The organism is Marinifaba aquimaris (assembly GCF_013328345.1).
Lineage (GTDB): Bacteria > Pseudomonadota > Gammaproteobacteria > Enterobacterales > Alteromonadaceae > Marinifaba > Marinifaba aquimaris.
Genome location: NZ_JABULX010000005.1, coordinates 21464 through 41919, shown reverse-complemented (window position 1 = coordinate 41919; position 20456 = coordinate 21464). Strand labels below are relative to the sequence as shown.

The following is a 20456-nucleotide window of genomic DNA, read 5'->3' as shown; positions in this document are numbered from 1 at the left end:
CGTTAATCTTTGCGTTTGTTGTTCAGTAAAAAGCCTGCGAAGATAAAACCAAAACCTAGAGCTAAGCTGCCTTTGCTCATACTGCCAATTGGTGCGGTTGCGATATTGGAATCAGAAAATGCATCAGCAGGATCAGCCGAAACAATAAATACCGCATCGTTAAAGTCTTCATCTGAGCGAATATTGTAGTCATTAGCGAATCTGTTTACTCGGTTTAAATCTTCAAACCCCATAATGACTTGCTCTTGCGAATCGTCTGCGAACAGTAATGCCACGTGTCGTGAGTTTTCTAAACTACTATCTAATGTGCTGGTAAAATCCGCTTCAGGGTTTAAGAAATCTAAACCATAAAATACTTGGTCAGAACCGGTTAACACGCCATCACTAACCCCGGTTCCTGTTGCGCTGTTCTGCCCCAAAAAGAAGCTGACCGTATCACCAGCGTTAAATGCGCCATCACCAACTACAACGGTATCACCTGCCAATAAATCACCGCCAGCACCTTGTTTTGAAGCATTGGGATATAACCAGCCGTAGTCAAACCCGTTTAGCTGATCCAACTCATTAAGAGAAATGAAACTATCGCTGTTAGAGTCGATATCTCCATTGGATAAACCGCTAAAAGTAGAGTCAGTGAAACTGAACCAACCCAAAGAGTTTCTGTATCCAGCACCCTCGTCAATGAAAGTAACGCTGACATTTGCTTGCTGATTTATCGATAAAAACGGAGAAAAATCGGTATTTAAGAAGCTCGCATTAACGGCTCTGCCTTCAGGTAGCTGAGTGGCAACAGCATTTAGGATAGCTTCGGGTACAGGTTCATTGGTTATTGGAGGTTGGTCAACATCTATCGCTTGTGCTTGAGCTGAAATACCAAATGTCAGTGCTGAAAAACTGTACGTGAAAAGCTTATTCATAGTGTTGCACCTCTGTTAAATCAAGCTGCTGCCAGAGCGCCAAATCTGCATAATGGCAAGTCGTCGGCACACCTAAAGCGATGACAGGTTCAATAAAGGCAGAATTATTTGAGCTACTTAACTCACTCAGGTGTGCCATAGCTAACAGGGATTGCATTTTGTATTCCAGCTTGCTTAAAAAGCTGTGGTACCAGAAATTAAAATCTGGAAATGATTGATATCCCTCATTTTTATAGAGGTAAACGGTGGTTAATTGTTTTGCATTCATCTTGTGTTCAAACAAAGCTGTTAACTCAGAACCCTGACTTATTTGCATAATGAAAAAAACCTGACTGCAACTGCTTAAATAATTAGGGGTTATTTGCAAAATGCGAACGCCGCGGTCTTTTGTTAAGTTAAACCATTGAATTTTATCTGCTTTATTGGAGGTGAGTTGAGCCAGCTTTTGATAGATAGCTTGCTCAGGGTAATACTGTTTTGCATTATGAGATTGATATGGGTTCACTTTAGTGAAAAGGATCGCCAGTACAATCAGTAAGATAAGTACTAGGTAAGCGAAGTTTCTCCACTTAAGGTGCTTATTAGGCTCTGGCATGCTCATTTTGAATATCTGCCAGTCGAGATTTATGTATTTGTGCCAAATATAAGCTGCTCAAACAAATGCACCAAAAGCCAAGTTGATACACCATTTGCCCTTGCTCTGAATGCCACCATTGATACCAGTTGATGTCAACGGCCATCATATATAGCCTTGTTAAATTTATGCTTAATAGTAAACCTGTCAGCAAGACAAGGTAATAACCTTCGTATCGTGTGATTTTTAATTGATGGTATCTGTATAAGCTAAGGGTGAGTAAGCAAACCGCAGTTAAGTTAGTAAACGACGAGCAGCCGCGTAAAATCAGTAAATCGTGGGGGAACGGAGTCATGATTAAGTTAGCTTCGTGGCTTATCCCTTGATACACCAAACTAAGCAGTTGGCTGACTAGCCAAGCATCCCAACTTAAAATCATATTGGGGAAAAGTTTAAGCATATAAGTTGCTAATAAAGGCTGGCTAGCACTTAACAATAATATGGTACCTGCACTTTTAATAATGGGATCCGCTCTGGTTAGTAAGTAGCTGGCGAGGATTAATAAACAAAGCCAAGCTATTTGGTAGCTGGGTATAAGCAAGAGTAAAAACAATCCTAAGATAACCCATTTATCTGCATTAGACATTTCGATCGATTGATTCAGTATCAGCTTAATTGCCAAACAGCAGCAAAATAGGGGGAGCAAAGATAAGTGCTCTGGTGCTTGCAGATTCAGTGTTAGATAGAGCGGACTATAAGCGAGCACCAATGCCATTAGCACCAGTGAGCAAGTGTAGAGACTAAATTTAGTCATACTTGAGTTTATCTTTGACAAAAATATGGTGCCACTGCGCCACTGCAACAATCAGCGCCGCTAAAATATAAATTGGCCAAGTAAACCCTTGAGTTAAAAATGTCGCTGAGACTATGGTGCCTAACATCCCTGCATACACAGCTTGAGTTACCGCCAAGAGTGCCGGCGGTATAGTGTGACCTTGACGTTGCAATCGCTCTAAGCTGATTAAGGTTTTGTAAGCGGTGTTAAGTAAGTGACCAATGATGATTAAAAATACAATGAGACCGAGAAAGCCTGTTTCTGCTAAGACACCAAACCAAGTACTGTGCACTGCGTGATTTAAGCCATCCCAATGTTGGCTGTAGTAATAGTAGTTAGAATAGAAGTTATCAACACCTACACCTGTCAACGGGTTGTGCAGCGCCATACCAAATGCGGCCTCCCAAGCATATAAGCGCCCCATAGCCGAGGCATCGATACCCTCTTCAGCCGCGCCACCTGAAGCTCGATCAGAAATACCCGCCACCGCGTATAACACGACCATAGCGACAGCACCCAAGATAAAAAATAATGCTTTGGACTTTATTTTTCGATAAGCAAAAATACCGAACACGGCCAAGATACCGAGTAAACCACCACGACTTTGGGTCGCAATAATTGCCATAAACAATACTGGCGCACCGATAATTCCCATCACAAAAGCAAATTTGCCTAAACCTTTATTGAGAATTAACGCAATGGCAAAAGCCGCCGGGAACATAAGTACCAAAGCAAGGTCGTTAGGGTCACCTAGTACTGAGCCAATTGATCGACCGATCGTCACTCGAGTTTCTTCAACCATTTCCAAGCCATTGGCTTTGTTAAACAGTGCAACACAACCGACCGCAATACCCGATAACGTGATCAGCTTAGCAGCAAAAGCAAAGTCTTTTTCTGAGCGTGTTAGCCAAGCAATAGCGAAGGTCATAATGGCTATTTTCCAATAAATACCTTTGAAATAGGCAATGGCGATGGGGCGGTTACTGGCCATGATCACGCCAATCAAGACCAAGACAAAAAATACCGTCATCCAAGTGAGTTCAGGTCGCCAAAACATTTGAATTTTTTTGGTTAAACCTATGTGCCATATGAGCGCAGCTAAACTGGCTAACGATAATAAAAGTGGGACCTTCAACGGATAAAGTTGTGGAAAAACCTCGTGTAATCGGAAAAAAGAAAAGACCACGAACAACAGCACCATTTGAAATGGAAAGCGCAGAACAAATAGCACAGCTAATGGCACCAGGCCTGCTGCAAAAACGATAACGGGGTGAGGGATAAAACGCCATGCAAGGGCAATCAGCAAAATGTAGCCAATAACAATGACATAGTTTCTTTTAATACTTAAATTGAAGCCTGTCTGACTAATGCCACGCATGTATGATGCCTTTTAACCCATTCGCTTTTTTTGGAAATAAACAAAGATAAGCCAAAGCGAAAAATGTAATACCGATAACAGGAGCAAAGCAGGCAGCATGCCAAGCTGATAAATTAAGCGGTAGGGTAAAGCTAATTGTAAATCCAATTGAAGTTAAAAAGATCAATCTAATCAATGAGTAAGATAAAGGTAGATAGTGCTGGCTAGCGACAAAAAACATCAATAAACGCGCTGCTTGACCCAGTAATAAGGCATAGGCTAAACCTGTGCTTTGCATTTTGGGAATCAAAATGAAAAGCAAGGCTAAGGTGATAAGAGCCGCAATTGCATTGATCACGACTTGGCATTTACTGGTTTTACCGACTAAACAACCAATGTTAATTAATTCGACCGCCTCTTTTAACACCATAGCTAAGATTAAGATGGGAGCGATATAAATGGCTGAGTGATAGCTCTCTGGTACCAGCAAATCAATTAATAACGGCGAGATGAAACACAGGCCAATGCCAACCGTTACGGCCAAAATTAAGCCTAATTGAGTGAAGTAAGTTAACCGTTGCTCACCTTCTTGTTTTAGTGTGGTGAAACGTCTAGGTGACCACCACATACTGAAAGGTTGCAGTAAAATAACCGTTGCTAACGCTAATTTAGCGGCAACAGCAACAATGGCTACTTGCTCTAAGCTAGCATATTGCGCCAATACCCATTTATCAGCACCTAAAATACAAAAAGCGATAATCCCGCTTAGCATCATAGGTACACTGTATTTGAGATACTTATTGGCTTGATTGTTAAAACTGAAGTTAAAATCACCTTTGACGCAGTACAATAGGCAAATAGTTGAGAGCCCAGCAGAAACTAAACCCGCGAGTAAAATGCCTGTCACCCCTGAACCTTGACTAACTAATGCGTAAGTCAGTGATATTTGAATTAATGCTCGGCTGCAGACAATTAGACAAAATGCGATCACCCTGTTTTGCATTCTGAGCCAGCCCAGTGGCAGGGCAATCATAGCTTCAAAAGCTATGGTGAGCATCACGATACGAATATCAAGTATCGCCAGTGTTTCAGGTAACCAAATGGCTAAACTACCTAAACTTATTTGGCTGATTAAGGTTACGGAAACCGCAACCCAAATAGCTAGGTTGAGCAAACGAGCAAAATGGTTTTGTGCTTGCTCAGCATCATCTGCCATTCCAGCAAAGCGAAATAAAGCCTCTGCTAAGCCTAACCCAGCAATCACACTGGCTATGGCCGCCAAGCTCGCCAGTAACTCTAATTGACCGTATTCTGCTTGGCTCAAATTGTGTGTTAAAAAAGGCAGCATAATCAGTGATAAGCCTTTCATAAACACTATGCTAATGGCGTACATAGCCGTCGCCACTAGCGGGTTTTGAACCGACAGTTTAGGTAATTTCAGTAACTGACGCATAAGGTTATCCCTTAATTACTGCGGCACAGTTGCTGGGCTAAAAACAGGTTGTGCTAACTGATCAGCGATAGGGCGATAAGTTTTTTCTGCTTGATAAGCTTGCGCAACTTGCAGGCCGCCTTTGGCTATACCGGCAATCAATTCCGGGTGTTCTACTAAACGATCTATCTGAATCTTTAAATCAACCGGGTTGTTGGGCTTGTATTTAATACAATTTTCGTTGTGCGTTAATACCTGATCCCAATAAGCACCATCGCTTGGGATCATGACCAGTAAACCAGTAGCCATTGCTTCTAAGATGGCTAAACCAAAAGGCTCATTCTCACTGGTTGAAATGAAAACAGAGTGATGTTGGCGAATCTCGTGCAGGTTAGGATGCTGCTCATACCAGCGTACATTGGTTAATTTGATTGGGGTTTTGGTCACAGCCAAGTTTGTTTGGCTAGGTTTAATGTAGCAGATACTTGTGGGTGGGCAGGTATCTTTATGGAATAACTTTAGGGCATTGAGTAGCACATCTAGGCCTTTCCATTTTAACAATGATGCAGTCCAAATAATATTGACCTGACTCAGCGTTTTTTCTGTTACGAGATCTTTTGGCCAGTCATCTTGGCTCAGGCCGTTATTGAGCTCACCCAGATGACCTGCTTCTTTCTTACTACTGAATATTAATAGTAACTCTTGCTTTTTCGGTTGGTTGTCCAACCTTTCTAAATAGTTATTTAAGCATTGCTCAATACTCTTTAAACAACTGGGAAGGTAAAAAATACGATCGGCTACGAATAAACATTTGGCAATTGTTTTTGATTTAGCAATAGGACCTTGGATCAACTGGATAATTTGTGCCGTGCTACAGCTCGCCTTTTTCATCCAATACATGGCTAAATCGACCCCTGGGCCTGATGTCGCGAGTAATTTATCGAATTGGCCAAAGCGAGCTTGCGCAATCAAGAGTTGTAACATTAAGACAAAGTGGCGAATAAAATACAATATCCCCATTTCGGCTTGTGCGAGAAACTTAGGCTCTATTAATTTAACACATTGATGGTAGTGCTTTAGACCCTGCCAATCTGTTGGGTTCGATGTTACGACAATAAGCTCAATGGGCTCATCGGTCAGCAAATTCACAATATTCTGAGTCGCTTTTTTAGAGCCACCAGAAAAGGCAATTGGATCGTAAATTAAAATTTGTTGTACCGGCTTATTTTCCTGAGCATTCATGATGCTATTCCTCATTAATCAGGTGTTATTTAAAGTGATTGAATTACGCAGTGACTTTGCACATTAATTTGAATAAGCGCATGTAAGCTGGCCAAAGCTTGTTGGCTTTATCTTTAGAGTCCGCCAATAAATTTTGGTAGCAGGTTAAAAAGCGTTGAATGTGCTGATCCATGCTAAAGTTGTCGCGAACGTGTTGATAAGCAAGCTCTACTCTTTGCTTGCCTTGGGCAGGGAACTCTATTAGCAGCTCTATCGCTTCTGCAAATGCCGCTGTGTCTTGTGCTTGATATAAAAGACCTGTTTGTTGATGTTTCACCAACATAGGAATGCCGCCTACTTTTGGGGCAACTACCGGGCATTTTGCCAACATAGCTTCAGCAATGGCTAAACCAAAAGATTCGGCGCGTGAGCCACAAATAAACCCATCGACGTTTGCATGCAGTAAGCTGGGCACAATATCGCTTGCACCTAAAAAATGAATGCGCTGAGCGATGTTAAGTGATTTTGCTAAACCCATCAGTTGATCGCGCTCAGGACCTTCGCCAACAATGGCTAAATGTACTGTTTGTTGACTGTTGACTTTAGCGAGTGCCTGAATACATAAATCGACACCTTTTTCTTGCTGTAAACTCGCAACGGTGATCAGTAATTTCTTCTGGTTTTTAATCCCTAGCTGTTGTTTTAAATTCATTGGGAAGCGCTGAGTTTGCTTCGACAAATCTAAACCATTGCTAATTTGAGTCACGCGATCTGGGTGCACGCCATCATCAAAGCACTGCAGAGCAATCTGATCGTTAACACAAACTATTTTATCTGCATTAGCAATACCTAAGGTTAATCTATCTCTTAGTGGGTAAGGTGCGTGTAAGTGGGTAAGAAGCTTTGTATTACAACGCTTGCAGGCTATTTGCATCCACTGCGTTGGTGCAGCGCTATTGCAGTGCACTAAGTCTATTTTATGTTGCTTGATTAAGTCGACACCTTGTTGAACTTGTTTGTAAGCTGCAACAAAATTCCAACGCGGTTTTTGCCAACCGAGTAAAACACTAAATTCGCTAAAAATCGTTTTGATGGCTAATCTTTCAGCTGTTTGGCACAGTGATAAATTATTTGTCCAAACTACAGGTGTTACTTTCATCTGTTCACAGTTCTCAAGTAGGTTCAATAAACATTGTTCGCTACCGCGTAAACCGTCGTCACCATAATGCACATACAAAATATTCACGTTAACCTCTTTGCTCAATTCGCTGCTTTCTCTAGATACAGCAAAGGTTGTTCCAACTTTTTATCTGTCTGAAATATATGGTTTTTTTTGTTTTTGTTGCTTTTTGTGATGCTTAGATTGCAAACCGCAAAGCGATTTGAAAAATGCAAAACACAAGGTAAAAAAAGCAGAGGCTGTTTTTTTAAACTGACCTCTGCAAACTTTGGGAAAGGAAATTTAGGCTGCAATTAATGATTGATAGCGTTTTACTAACTCAGGCATCACGGCTTCGAAAGAGTAATTTTCTCGGATAACATCTTGAGCTACTTGTGACAATTTGGCCTTGCGCTCATTAGAAACCGAAAGCCAAGTGCGAATACATAAGTTAAAGCCTTTGATATCTGACGGTGATTTTAACCAGCCATTATCACCGTGTTGAATCAGCTTAGGTAAATCACCCACACTACTGGCGATGACAGGTATACCACGTGCCATACTCTCGAGAGCTACCATAGGCATACCTTCGTGTAATGATGGTAGTAGTAATAAGCCTATATTTGGCCAAACCTGACTCATATCGTTTTGTTGGCCATGAAGGTGCAAGTTAGCTGTTTTATTAGCTTGTAGCTTTTCCATATCAGGGCCATCGCCATAACAATGGATATCGACATGAGGTAACGAACGTGCAATGGCCAGAAGGTTGTCTGTGCCTTTTTCTTCGCTTAATCGACCGACAAAAGCAATTTGTTGGCCTTCGCTTAGCGTCATATTTTTAATGTCGACAAAGTTCTTCGTCACGTCGCAAGCGGTAGGAACTTTCTTTTTCACATCTTGGCTAACCGCTAAGCGATCATCAGCTAAAAAGCCTGAGTAACGGTCTATCCAATCGTATATTTTTACTTTACCTGTTGGTGCTTCACCGGCGTGGTAAGTACTGATAACAGGGATATGCTTAAATTTAGCTAATAAGCGTGTGACGATACCTGCCTTGTAACCATGCGTGTGAATCAATGCGGGGCGTTCTTGCTCCAGCATTTTGGTTAAGCTGTTTTTGTCTGCTTGGCAAACAGTGTAAGGAATACCATGAGCTTTAAGTTTTGGCCATAAAGGGTGTTCACCGTAATGTTGAACAAATACCACTTTTGCTAACCAACCTTGGCTTTTTAGGCCCAAGCAAAGTTGTAATACATGACTCTCAATTCCACCAAAATTGCGGCTATCTAAAATTTGCCAAACTTGTCTATTATTCTGTGACATGATCTTCCTCTCATATTACGAGACTGCTTTATCGAAAGGTAGCAATATCAATACCTAAATTTTAAAAGCTATATTTTTCAGTTGTTTAGTTGTAAGTGGCTATGGCTGGCGTTGTTTTATTCGTGTTTTGAACTGCAATTTGCGAGTTTGCCTTGCAAATTGCATTCTTCAGACTCGTTGCAGTTTGCAAACTTGGTAAGGGTTGTTTTTTAAGCATATGAAAAATAAGGAGTAAATTGATTTTTTGACGTGTTGGCACATTGGTTGCTCTTGTCACTGCAATGAAACTACTTTTTAGGGTTAGCAGTTATGGCAAAGTATCTTATCGTCGGCGGACACAGCTATTTAGGTTTAGCGTTGATCGACAAATTAGTTAAGCAAGGACATCAGGTAGTATGTGTCGACACTGCTATGCCTGAGCTAGAAGTTAGCCGTCATTTTTCGATGGTCATCAATCAAGATTACCAATTTATATCTTGTGATTTTGACAACACCAAGGCACTCAAGCACCAGATGAGCCGTGCCAGTGTTTGTTATTTTTTACCTGATTTAACTGAGCCCCATGTAAATACTCTGTCAGTGGCTTTAGAGGTCTTTAAACTCGCCGGTGAAAATCAAGTTCCCGTTGTTTATGCCTCATCTTCGGCTGTGTATGGCAATAATGTGGATGCTCCATTGGTTGAAAATTCAATTGCCAATCCCACTAATTTTACCGGGGCAAGCTTACTTGCTATTGAGCATTATGCACGTGTAGCAATGATGAAATATCAGGTACAAATGACGGGGCTTAGAATGTTTGATGTCTATGGGCACTGCAACTTACCACACACGCTAATTGGGCGTATGCAAGAGACATTTATGCAAGCCCACAAAAATGAGCGTTACTTCACGGTAGCTATTAATCGGCATAATTTATACGACTTCGTTTATATTGATGATGCGATTAATGCATTTATCAAGGCAGCTAAATTAGAATTAGGCAGCGCACAATTAATTAATATTTGCTCTGGCAAAGAGACGACCGCTGAACACTTAGTTCATATGTGCAATAGCATAATGCGCGCGCACATTGAGATCATTCGCGATATTAACTTACCGACGACACATGCATTGAGTATCGGCTCGAATCATTTGGCCAAGCGCTTATTAGATTTTGATTGTCAGGTTGATTTATTCAGCGGTTTAAAACAGGTTTTTACCAATGTTGAGCGGCCATTGGCCATGCAGAAGATAACAGTAGGAAATATATCGTATTTGATGGGTTAAGCCGTTAATGTGTTGTCGTTCTTAGCTGGCAACGACAACACAAATCTATTACAGGCCTTGCTCTTCCCAACTCTTTTGTTTGCGATAAATAGTAGAGGGGCTGACTTCTAACAAGGCAGCAGCCTTTGGAATATTGTCGTCGCAAAGTGAAATGGCTTGCTCTATGGTTTCTTTTTCCACTATGGCTAACGGCTTGATATTATCTATGCTCGGCTCAGCCTGTGCTTGCTGAATGGCTTGGTTATCTAACATCGCACCATCTAGCGCGGCGGTTGCTTCTGGCTTAGCTACTTCTGGCATGGCTAGGCTAGTATTAAGTGGTGGTGGCAAATGAGCAGGTTGTACACTGGTATCCTCGTGTAAAACCACTACATTTCGAATCACGTTTTGCAGTTGACGAATATTGCCAGGCCAGTTGTATTTATTGAGAATAACTTCAACTTCTGGTGAGAATTTTGTAAAGCTTTTTCCTTCCTCTTTTGAGTAGGCTTTTAAAAAGGTTTTCGCAATTTGCAAAATGTCTTTTCCGCGATCGCGAAGTGCTGGTAAGTGCACAGGCACAACGTGTAAACGGTAGTAAAGGTCTTCTCTAAAGCGTCCTTCTACTACTTCGACTAATGGATCGCGATTTGTTGCACAGACAAAGCGCACATCAACTTTTTGCACTTTGCTCGAGCCGACTTTTTGAAAGGTACCCGTTTGAATAAAGCGCAATAGTTTAGACTGTAAGTCCATATCCATTTCGCCAATTTCATCGAGGAATAAGGTGCCGCCATCGGCTAATTCTGCAGCGCCTTGACGCTCGGTATTCGCACCTGTGAAAGCCCCTTTCATATGGCCAAAAATTTCACTTTCCATTAAATCTTTTGGAATGGCTGCACAGTTTAAAGGCACAAAGGCACTGTCTTTTCTTGGACCTTGTTGGTGAATGGCCTCTGCGCATACTTCTTTACCAGTACCACTTTCTCCAGTGATGAAAACTGAGGCTTTACTTGGTGCGGCAGCATCAATAATTCGGTAAACCGCTTGCATAGGTAAACTCCCTCCAATAAAACCGTGGTATTTATCTCGGTTAAAATTGTTTTGAAGCTCTTCTACTATGTTTTCTAGTTTGTGGCGTTTTAACGTGTTATTAAGCGTGGTGATTAAGCGACTGGCATCAAAAGGTTTTTCTAAGAAATCATCTGCACCAGAGCGCATTACATCAATGGCAATATCTACAGTGCTGTGTGCGGTGATAACGATGACTGCACTAGGGTAACCTTGTCCTTTAAGCCATTTTAAGATGTCTTGTCCTGACATATCAGGCAGTTTCAAATCTAATAAAATGACCTGAGGTGCGCGTTCTTTGATGGCATCTTGAGCGGCTTGACCTGTGCTGACATGTAGCAGCTCAATTTCTTGATCTTTTAAATACCCTTGGTAAATGGCCGCTAAGGTACTGGTATCTTCGACCAGTAAAACATAGGGCTTTTTGGCTGCGGTTAACGACATATTCGGCTCTGCTCCATTGCCTGTCTTAGCTAAGAAAGGTATTGATAATTAAGGCTAATTTATAACTAATAATAGCGCGTCATCGGAGGGAGGCAAGCTACATACTTGGCTAAATTGATCCATAATGTAATGTAGAGCCGCTTGAGTTGATTGTCCACGAGTTTGAATGATGACTGATTCTATAAACTGACTTAAGTCTAAGCTATTAGCCGTTTTCAATTCGGCATCGAATAAGCCATCCGTATAAAACAATAGTCGCTGTTTTTTATCTAGGCGAATGGCTTCACTTTTATATTCAATATCTTCGAGTAAGCCCAGCGCAATACCTTGGCAAGGCAGCTGTGAAAGAGTGTTTTGCTCTTGGTCAAATAAAATGGGGGCGGGATGACCAGCACTGGCTATTTCAAGTGAACACTCACTTATTTTTATAAGCTGGCACGTTAACATTGATTGGCAAGCAAGCTGGTCTGTGAGGACAAAATCATTAAGTTTACTCATCAACTCTGTAATGCCAATATTAGCTTTATTTTCGACTAAGCTGAGCAACAAGCCACGAATATAGCTTGCATAAGTATGGGCAAAAAATTTAGCTTGGCTGTTGTGTCCCATGACATCACCGAGTGCAATGAGTAAATCGCCATTGCTCAATGTTTGGCAAATGACAAAGTCACCACCGCCTAAATTTGCACTTATCATTTTCAACCCTAAATCGTACTGCCAAACACTATCGGGTAAGCGCGGGGCAAGTAGTCTTTGCAATTGCCTGTCCAGATCTAAGTTGAGCTTGGTTTTGAGTTGTTGATGTCGAGTGAGTACTCTTTGTGTTGCTTTTAACAACCCTTCTTTATTGATGGGTTTGTGCAACATTGAATCGATGCCTAGGTAATCGGCTTGATTTAGGGTATTTTCATCATCTGAACCAGTAACAAAAATAAAAGGCACGGCACTAATTGCTTGGTCTTGGTTTATCGCTTGTAGTAATTCAACGCCATTCATGACTGGCATGTTGATATCGGCGATGACTAAGTTGACTTGTTTTTGCTTGAGCAAGATCAGAGCTTGCTCGCCATCACTGGCTTCAACCACTTCAAAGTCTGGTGACAAGTAGGCTTTGTAAAGGGTGCGTATCGTTAAGTCATCATCCACTAACAACAGCCTAGGTTTAAGCGCCGTACATTTAGGCCATTGTAAGCAATAGATATTTCCTTCGACTTGGTACTGATAGCTGATATCTTGGCAGAGTGTATGAACTAGTGCGATACCTCGACCGTTTTCAGCGAAGGCATCGAGTGTATCCAGACCAGAACTCGCTGTTTCAGTCTGGCAAATATCAAATGCCTGACCATTATCAGTTAACTTTAATTGCCAGTGGGTGGAACATGAAATGAGCTCCAATTTAAAATAAATACCGTGTGTATTACTACCGTGCTCAACGATATTATTGGCTAGCTCTGTAAAGCACAGACACATATTGCCCACTAAGCTTTTATCTAGCGAAAGGGCTTGTAGGGTCTTAGTCAATGCCTGGCGGCATTGACTAATATGCTGATAGCTGGCGCTTTGTTTAGTCGATAGTAGGGTATGAGAGAACTTCATCTAGGCTTACTGAGCTTGTTTTAATTCACTCACAAAGCTATCTAAAGCATCAACAGAGTCTTGGTAGACTTGTGCTAATTGCTTTATTAAATCGGCTGCGCCGGATTGTTCCTCTGCTGTTTTGGCTAACTCAATGTCTTTGGCTTGCTGTTGTAACTGGGATAAACCAAAACTACCTGAGCTGCTTTTCAGAGCATGGGCTTCGCTCGATATTGCGGGCCAATCTCGTTCGACAAGTAGTTTTTCAATTGTTGCGATGCGCTCTGGGGTCTCTTGTTTATAGATAGCGAGAATATCTGGCAAGATAGCCAAGCTCACATCACGTGCGAGTGTGGTTAATACATTTTCATCTAGCAAGGGGAGACTTGCTTCAATAAGTGCTGTGTCAACTAAGCTTTCAACCTCGATTGACTCGCCTTGCTGATCAATTGCTTCTGGAACTGCCGTTGTGATGCTATTAAGCATATCGTCCTTGTCCTTTAGCCATTTGTGTAAGCTATTAAAAAAAGCTTTGGTATCAATGGGTTTGGCTAAGTAATCATTCATACCCGCTTTAAAACAACGAATTTTATCTTCGGTAAAAGCATTTGCCGTCATCGCAATTATCGGCGTATTGCGATTAGCTTGTGCGTCTTTACGAATCAGTTTTGTCGCCGTAATACCGTCCATTACAGGCATGGATAAGTCCATTAAGATTACATCGTAAGGCGTGTTTGTGGCCTTATCGACTGCTATCTGCCCATTGTTGGCTATTTCAAGTTCCAGTGGGTGGCGCTTTAACAGCGCTTCAACCACCGCGACATTAGCCGGGCTATCCTCTACGAGTAAAAGTTTAGCAGGAGAAAAAGTAAGTGCTTTGTCCTGTTCTGTTACAGAGCGTGTATTTGTGTCAGAAATCTTAATTTCTCGATACTCTAAAGGAACGGTAATAATAAACGTTGAGCCTACATTTGGTGTGCTGATCAGATTGATTGCACCTCCCATTAAGTCGATAAGTCGTTTAACAATTGATAAACCTAAGCCCGTGCCACCAAAGCGACGCGTGGTGTCTTCTTCTGCTTGAACAAACTCACGAAAAATATTCGCTTGTTGTTCTTTGGCTATTCCAATACCTGAATCTTCAATTTGAATAACTAACGTATTATTTGGGTTTTCTCGATAGATATTGAGTCGCACATAACCTTGCTCGGTAAACTTAATTGCATTACTGAGCATGTTGATGAAAATTTGTTTTAATCTCACCTCGTCGCCATTAAATTCGCCAGCCACATTGGGATTGATATCAAGCTCGAGTTCAATACCTTTTAACTCCGCTTGCGTGTGTAAAATACTGTGCGCTGTTTTAGCCAGTGCAGATAAATTAAACCATTGTTTATTTAGCACTAATTCATCAGACTCTATTTTAGAAAAATCGAGGATGTCATTGATTAAAGACAGCAACATTTGACCTGCTTGATTAGCCATTTGTGCGTGTTTTTGTTGTTCTGGGTTTAAGCCTGACTCGAGCAGTAAGTCGTTCATAACTATGATGGCGTTGAGTGGCGAGCGAATCTCATGGCTCATGGTCGCGAGAAACCGGCTTTTTGCTTGGTTGGCTCGCTCTGCTGTTTCGCGTGCTTGTCTTAGCTCTTGCTCTATTTGCAGTTCATCATCAAGCTTTTCTTTGGTAATGGACAGTTCTTGATGGCTCGTCGCCACTTCTTTACTCAGTATTTGATTGAGCTCTTTTAGTTGCTGGTTTTGCGCTTCGGTTAGCGCTACTAAATGTTGGTTTTCAAGTTTTAGGCGCCTAGATTCTGCAGCTTGCGCAACGGCGGATAGTAAATCTTCTTTTTGCCATGGTTTATTAAAGTAACGGAAAATATTACATTCGTTGACTAATTTGAGTGTGTCTTCCATATCGGCTTGTCCGGTTAACACAATACGAATGGTATCAGGCCAATGTTTATAAGCTTGATGTAGGAACTCAGGGCCGCTCATATTTGGCATACGCACATCAGAGATAACGATATCTATCTTTTTGTTTTTTAATACTTCTAGCGCTTGTAAGCCGGAATTTGCAGTAAAAAGTTCATACCCTTGACGACGAAATACCCGTTCTAAGGCGTTGAGTATTTCAACTTCGTCATCCACTAGTAGCAACTTTATTTTGTAGTCCTTTGCCATTCCCAAGTACCTTGTTTTATTTTCCTAAATCAGATTAAATATTTAAATTTAACAGCTTGCTGCTATGTATATTACGTATTAAGCGATTGACTAAACACGCTGGTATATATTTAGCTTTTTTTAAATTGGTGGCTTTTCTCAGTAACTCATCTTTTAATGTTGGGTTGTTTTGGTCGTTGATCACTGTGCCTATTATGTTGGCTTGTTGTTTATTTAACTGTGCCAAACTCGCTTCAACCATCTCTTCGGTTGTTTCACCCGCTTTGACCATTAAAATACTGGCATCACAACTGCCAGCAACCACATCACCTGGAATATTATTGTGATTAACTCGGCTCAGCGGCGTAGTATCAATAATGACGCAATCGAAGTCTTTACGCCAAGTATCAATTTGTTGTTTTAGCTTATCTGGGGCGCGCAATTTTAATATGGCTTCTTTGCGCTTGGGTGCGGGAATACCAATCATGGCTTGTTTGTCGGTTTCAATCAGCTGCGGAGGTGCTAGTAAAGAGGTTCCTTGGTTAATTTCTCGCTCTTTGTTAAGTATGAGCAATGGCGCTAAACTCGAGTGGTGTGAATTTAAATCGACAAGTAGGGTACGGTTGCCAGTTAATAGGCATCTTTGTGCTAATAGTTGTGCTAGTGTCGTGCAGCCTTCCCTTGGGTTAGTTGAGCAAATGGCTAGTGTTTGTATATCTCTTGCAAAAACCTGGTTATAGATGTTTTCAACTTCGTTGTGTAACGCGCTTAACATTATAAACCTCCAATTAGTACTGCTACTGAGGCAATTTCAACTAAGTCTTTTAGGATAACTCGGGCCTTTGCCATGCTGCTTTCAGCTTGGTTGGGTATGTAAACCGTGTCGCCAGCCCTCAATACGGGTAAGGATGTAAAATCAGCTGTTTTACTAAACTCAGATAAATCGAATGTTTTTGCTTGTTGCGCACAACAGGTTAGGTTGACTACGGTAATTTTTTCAATATAAGCACCTGCGGTCGTGCCCCCCGCTTCTGCTAATAAATCAAGAATGGTCATAGTGTCGTCAAATTTGTAACGACCGGGTTTGTTGATTGCGCCTAAAACGCGAATCGTGCTTTCTTTTGATTTGTCCAACCAGATACGGTTTTTCTCTGGAATATAAATCGTATCGCCCATTGTCACTTTAGGCAGTAAGTTCTCATCACCTGTTTCGAAATAAAGTGCCAGATTTAACTTAGTTACTTTGGCATATTTTTTATTGCGGTGACTGATGCGAATATTGTGAATATCGGCATTGCCGTTAGGGCCATCTGCAGCAGCTAAAATATCTAAAAAGTGCATCTCAGGGGTAAACATATAACGACCTGGAGCGACAACTTGACCGAGTATATAAATTGACTTTTCGGAGCTTTGCCTTACCCATTGAGCTTTGTTATCACTTGGGTCTTGGGGGAGGTCGTGAATGCGAATTGTTGCGCCTGCGCTGATAGTCGGTAAGTCTTTATCGGTTAAGCCTTGTTGCATGTACTGGTCAAAGTTAAAAACATACACGCTATTAGTGCCTTTGCTATTGGGTGTCATTATCTCGATATTCGATGTATCTGCACGCGCTGTAGGGCCGCCAACATGGGCTAATAAATCGAGTAAAGACATTTCATCAGACCATTCTATTCGGCCAGGACGCACCACTTCACCCATCACGCGAACTGCTCGATTAGGTGCAACTTTTAACCACGATTTTTCATTCATATCTGTTTTTTCAGGTACAAAAATCGCATCACCGGCAACAATTTTAGGTGGTTTGCTCGCTGTTAAACCTTCTGTATAGGCGGCTAAATCAAAGGGTACAACTGAGCCATCTGTTTTCAATACTCTGATTTGACGCGATTCAGCAAAACGCGTGGGACCACCAGCATTAGCTAAAATATCCATGAAGGTGACATTGTCATTACCTTCATAAGCACCTGGCTTGGCCACTTCACCCATGATGTAAACCATTTTGGCACCAGTTTTAATTTCTTCTTCTTGCTTAGGAACAAATACTGTCGTACCCGCTTGAATGATAGGGAGTAAGCTTTCATCACCTGAGTCTAAATAGCCTTTTAAGTCGAATAACTCAGGTTTGTTGTTGCTTATCACTCGAATTTTCTCAACGCCCGCGTAACGCGTTACACCACCTGCTCGCATAATTAAATCGAGTAATGAAAGGTTTTCTTTGTATGAAAAACTACCTGGGCTATTTACTTCACCAAAGACTTTGATGGCGTCTTGATTCGATGCTGCATCACCTGAATCAGCTATTTTTGACGGGTCGAATTCCACTTCTACATTGCCTGTCATTGGCGATGCAGGCACAAAAATCATGTCTAAAGATTGTAAGATAGGTAATAAGCTGTGATCGCCTGTATCTAAATATTGTTTATAATTGAAAACGATTTGTTCTGTTTTTTGTTCGCCCTGCTCATTAGTGACGATTCTGCGCAATTGAATTTTGTTTAATTGTGCGCCTTTGCGCATGCCACCAACAGCACTTAATGCGTGCTGAATGCTACTTCCAGCAGGTAAAACTACTTCACCTGGGTTATCAACATAACCTAATACGTTTAACAATAACTGGCGCTTGTATACGTACACTTTAAGGTTTAATAAATCTTGAAATACTGTGCTTAAATGACGCTGTACTCTTGATTCCATATCAGCTTCGGCTAAGCCAGCCACGTCTATAGTGCCAACTTCTGGTAAGTGAATACGGCCAAGGCGATCGACAGTAAAGGTTTTATCAAGGCTTTCTTCACCAGGTAAAGACACGCGAACTAAATCACCGACTTGCACCTTGTATGTATCGGCCATACAAGGCTGAGAGATCAAGCTGATAGCGCTGATAAGGGCTACCCAAATGACAAACAACACACGGACAAGTTGATTTTGATGAGCGGTATTCATTGTTCTAGCCTCCACTGCAACGTCTTGTTATTTCAACTGTTTGATAACAGTTAAATCATGCTGACTGGCTTGTTTAGCTTTATCTTTGGCTAAGCCAATTTGCGCAGTCATATCCAATACTTCAATCCTGACACTGCGATTGACCAACCTAATCTCAGGTGCAGTACCTGGGTAAGGTAAGTCACTTTCACCAACTGCTGTGACAGTCATACGGTTGCTGGCAACACCTAAAATACTTAAATAGCGAGCAACCTTGTTGGCGCGTTTTTGCGATAACCCTTGGTTGTATGAGTTGCTGCCAGTGTCATCAGCAAAACCGATGATTCTCAACTTGAATTGGTCCGCTTCTTTTAGTAGTTGCGCTGCCTCTGCTAAGCGACCAATGTACTTAGGGTTTAGCTCAGCTGAATCATGGGCAAATTGATTATCTGCATTGAGTAATTCAGCAATGCGCGCAGCCATCTCGCCTGGCACTTTTTCGTTCGTTTGGGCGACGGGAAGTTCGCAAATATCGTGTTGTTTCACATAGTCGAGTTGGCGTTCAAGGCGGGCTAGTAACTCGCGTTGAATTAAAATATCGTTTGCTGCTGCCCCGTCTAAATTGCCATCAAGTTGACGACGAATACGCACTTCTCGGATCTTTGATTGCTTTACTGTGGCAGGAAAGCAAAGTTCAGCACCTTCTAAAATTAAGATATCAAGATGGCGAGCGGTTAACTCTAAATCGAACCTTAATCCGTGCTCTGGGCCTAGCGGCTCATCTGCTGTGACGGTGCGGTAATTTCTTGGAGTATATTCAGCCATGCCACCTTGACCTTCATCAGGCCATGTTGTGGAACAAGCCACTTGTATCAAACACGTCATAACCGTTATCGCCTTGGCGACTGGGTTATAGTTTGTTAGTAAGTTGAACTTCATCGTGACTAACTCCTTAAAACTGCGATTAACAGTGTGCTGGGTTAAGCTCTGTTTCAGGAATCGCTTGGTGAATACGCAATAAGCTCAATAATTCCTGTGGTTGACCCGTTGCACCGGCTAAGCTCATCGCAATACTCTTGCTTTTCAAACGCTTGAATAAGAATACAATTGCACCAACGCCTGATGAATCTAGGAAACTAACTTGGCTTAACTCTAAGATAAGGTGGCTGATTTGATCGAGCTCACTTAATGCATCCCAATCTGTTTTTGTAGTTTGACAACCTAATGCATCAAATTCACCTGATACACTGACTAACAATTCGTTGTTGTTTAAGTTTTGAGTGTTAACTTTCATAATGACCTCAATAAAGCTATACAGACTAATTAGAGCACTGCAGTTATTGTTCCATTATTTAAAAGTTTATGTTTTACAGTGCATTAGCTTTGTTTTTTGTTCGGGATAGGAAATTGAAAAGAGAGACAATTTGCAATTTGCATTTTAAATTGCAAAAGCAAAATGATTGTCTGTTTAGAGCCAGCTGGTCGTGACTCTAAACACTAGCAAATTATTGGCCGCGACCAAGCACCATGACTAAAATTGTTTTTAACGCGATCCAGCAATCCATTTTTAACCAGCTTATTGGGTTAAATAATGCCATGGCATAGCTATGATCAAAGCCCACTTTACTTCTGACATCATCGAGACAAGTATCGTAGCCCTGATTGACCTGCGCTAACCCCGTGATGCCGGGTTTAACGTAATAAGTACGTTCAGCAAAATAAGGAATTGCATTATCTAGCTTCTTATAAAAACCTGGGCGCTCTGGACGAGGGCCAATCAGCGACATCTCCCCTTTTAGTACATTGATTAACTGTGGTATTTCATCCAATCGCGTTTTGCGTAAAAATTTGCCAACACGTGTTATGCGCGGGTCGTTTTTACCTGCCCAAACCGCTCCTGATTTGGCTTCGGCATCTTGGCGCATGGTGCGAAATTTAAACATATAGAAAATTTGCGTCATCTCAGGGGTCGCTAAGCCTATTCGCATTTGCTGAAACAAGATATCACCCTTAGATTCAAGTTTAATTGCCAAAGCAATAAAGGGCAGGATAGGTAAAGTAATAATTAACGCAGTAAATGAGACAATGACGTCAAAACTGCGTTTTAATTTAGCGGTGGTTGGGTCGATTCCCAACTGAGCACCATTTTTCAACTTGTTAGAAGCGTTGTTTACATATAAAGCTTTCATTTGAATACCCTCGACTGCAAAACGAT

At 41.6% G+C, this 20456-nt stretch carries 17 protein-coding genes; 1 reads left to right on the top strand and 16 read right to left on the bottom strand.

Annotation, left to right across the window (positions count from 1 at the left end; all coding sequences use genetic code 11):
- Positions 1-2: 2 nt before the first annotated feature.
- From HR060_RS04785 to HR060_RS04750, 8 genes are all read right to left on the bottom strand, one after another.
- Positions 3-917: a DUF4114 domain-containing protein gene (locus HR060_RS04785; RefSeq protein ID WP_174199146.1), complete on the bottom strand. Its 915-nt coding sequence runs from the start codon at positions 915-917 to the stop codon at positions 3-5.
- Positions 910-1518: a hypothetical protein gene (locus HR060_RS04780; RefSeq protein WP_174199145.1), complete on the bottom strand. Its 609-nt coding sequence runs from the start codon at positions 1516-1518 to the stop codon at positions 910-912. Before HR060_RS04780 ends, HR060_RS04785 begins: the two co-directional genes overlap by 8 nt.
- Positions 1499-2305 carry a hypothetical protein gene (locus HR060_RS04775; RefSeq protein ID WP_174199144.1) on the bottom strand — a complete coding sequence of 269 codons (807 nt, stop codon included), beginning with the start codon at positions 2303-2305 and terminating at the stop codon, positions 1499-1501. The genes HR060_RS04780 and HR060_RS04775 overlap by 20 nt, the downstream gene beginning before the upstream one ends.
- A complete protein-coding gene (locus HR060_RS04770) occupies positions 2298-3704 on the bottom strand; it encodes an O-antigen ligase family protein (protein WP_174199143.1) in 1407 nt (468 codons plus the stop codon). The genes HR060_RS04775 and HR060_RS04770 overlap by 8 nt, the downstream gene beginning before the upstream one ends.
- Positions 3691-5136, bottom strand: coding sequence for a lipopolysaccharide biosynthesis protein (locus HR060_RS04765; protein ID WP_174199142.1), 1446 nt, complete (start codon positions 5134-5136; stop codon positions 3691-3693). The genes HR060_RS04770 and HR060_RS04765 overlap by 14 nt, the downstream gene beginning before the upstream one ends.
- 15 nt (positions 5137-5151) lie before the next feature.
- Entirely contained in the window at positions 5152-6357 is a 1206-nt protein-coding gene (locus tag HR060_RS04760; protein WP_174199141.1) for a glycosyltransferase family 4 protein, read from the bottom strand.
- Positions 6358-6400: 43 nt separating this feature from the next.
- Complete coding sequence (locus HR060_RS04755) at positions 6401-7582, bottom strand: glycosyltransferase (RefSeq protein WP_174199140.1); 1182 nt, start codon at positions 7580-7582, stop codon at positions 6401-6403.
- Positions 7583-7798: 216 nt separating this feature from the next.
- Entirely contained in the window at positions 7799-8818 is a 1020-nt protein-coding gene (locus tag HR060_RS04750; RefSeq protein WP_174199139.1) for a glycosyltransferase family 4 protein, read from the bottom strand.
- Between the two features lie 309 nt (positions 8819-9127).
- Here HR060_RS04750 and HR060_RS04745 point away from each other — a divergent pair, with 309 nt between their 5' ends.
- Positions 9128-10084, top strand: coding sequence for an NAD-dependent epimerase/dehydratase family protein (locus tag HR060_RS04745; RefSeq protein WP_174199138.1), 957 nt, complete (start codon positions 9128-9130; stop codon positions 10082-10084).
- Positions 10085-10132: 48 nt separating this feature from the next.
- Here HR060_RS04745 and HR060_RS04740 read toward each other — a convergent pair whose 3' ends face one another.
- From HR060_RS04740 to HR060_RS04705, 8 genes are all read right to left on the bottom strand, one after another.
- The gene (locus HR060_RS04740; protein ID WP_174199137.1) at positions 10133-11578 is read right to left on the bottom strand and encodes a sigma-54-dependent transcriptional regulator; all 1446 of its coding nucleotides are present in this window, start codon (positions 11576-11578) and stop codon (positions 10133-10135) included.
- 54 nt (positions 11579-11632) lie between these two features.
- Entirely contained in the window at positions 11633-13174 is a 1542-nt protein-coding gene (locus tag HR060_RS04735) for a SpoIIE family protein phosphatase (RefSeq protein WP_174199136.1), read from the bottom strand.
- Between the two features lie 6 nt (positions 13175-13180).
- Complete coding sequence (locus tag HR060_RS04730; RefSeq protein WP_174199135.1) at positions 13181-15340, bottom strand: response regulator; 2160 nt, start codon at positions 15338-15340, stop codon at positions 13181-13183.
- Positions 15341-15374: 34 nt separating this feature from the next.
- A complete protein-coding gene (locus HR060_RS04725; RefSeq protein WP_174199134.1) occupies positions 15375-16094 on the bottom strand; it encodes a CpsD/CapB family tyrosine-protein kinase in 720 nt (239 codons plus the stop codon).
- The gene (locus tag HR060_RS04720; RefSeq protein WP_174199133.1) at positions 16094-18262 is read right to left on the bottom strand and encodes an SLBB domain-containing protein; all 2169 of its coding nucleotides are present in this window, start codon (positions 18260-18262) and stop codon (positions 16094-16096) included. The genes HR060_RS04725 and HR060_RS04720 overlap by 1 nt, the downstream gene beginning before the upstream one ends.
- A gap of 27 nt (positions 18263-18289) precedes the next feature.
- Positions 18290-19180, bottom strand: a complete 891-nt coding sequence (locus HR060_RS04715) for an OmpA family protein (RefSeq protein ID WP_217434875.1) — start codon at positions 19178-19180, stop codon at positions 18290-18292.
- Positions 19181-19205: 25 nt separating this feature from the next.
- Positions 19206-19535 (bottom strand): STAS domain-containing protein, encoded by a 330-nt coding sequence (locus HR060_RS04710; RefSeq protein ID WP_174199132.1) that lies wholly within the window; start codon positions 19533-19535, stop codon positions 19206-19208.
- A gap of 211 nt (positions 19536-19746) precedes the next feature.
- Complete coding sequence (locus HR060_RS04705; protein WP_174199131.1) at positions 19747-20430, bottom strand: sugar transferase; 684 nt, start codon at positions 20428-20430, stop codon at positions 19747-19749.
- Between the last annotated feature and the right edge of the window lie 26 nt (positions 20431-20456).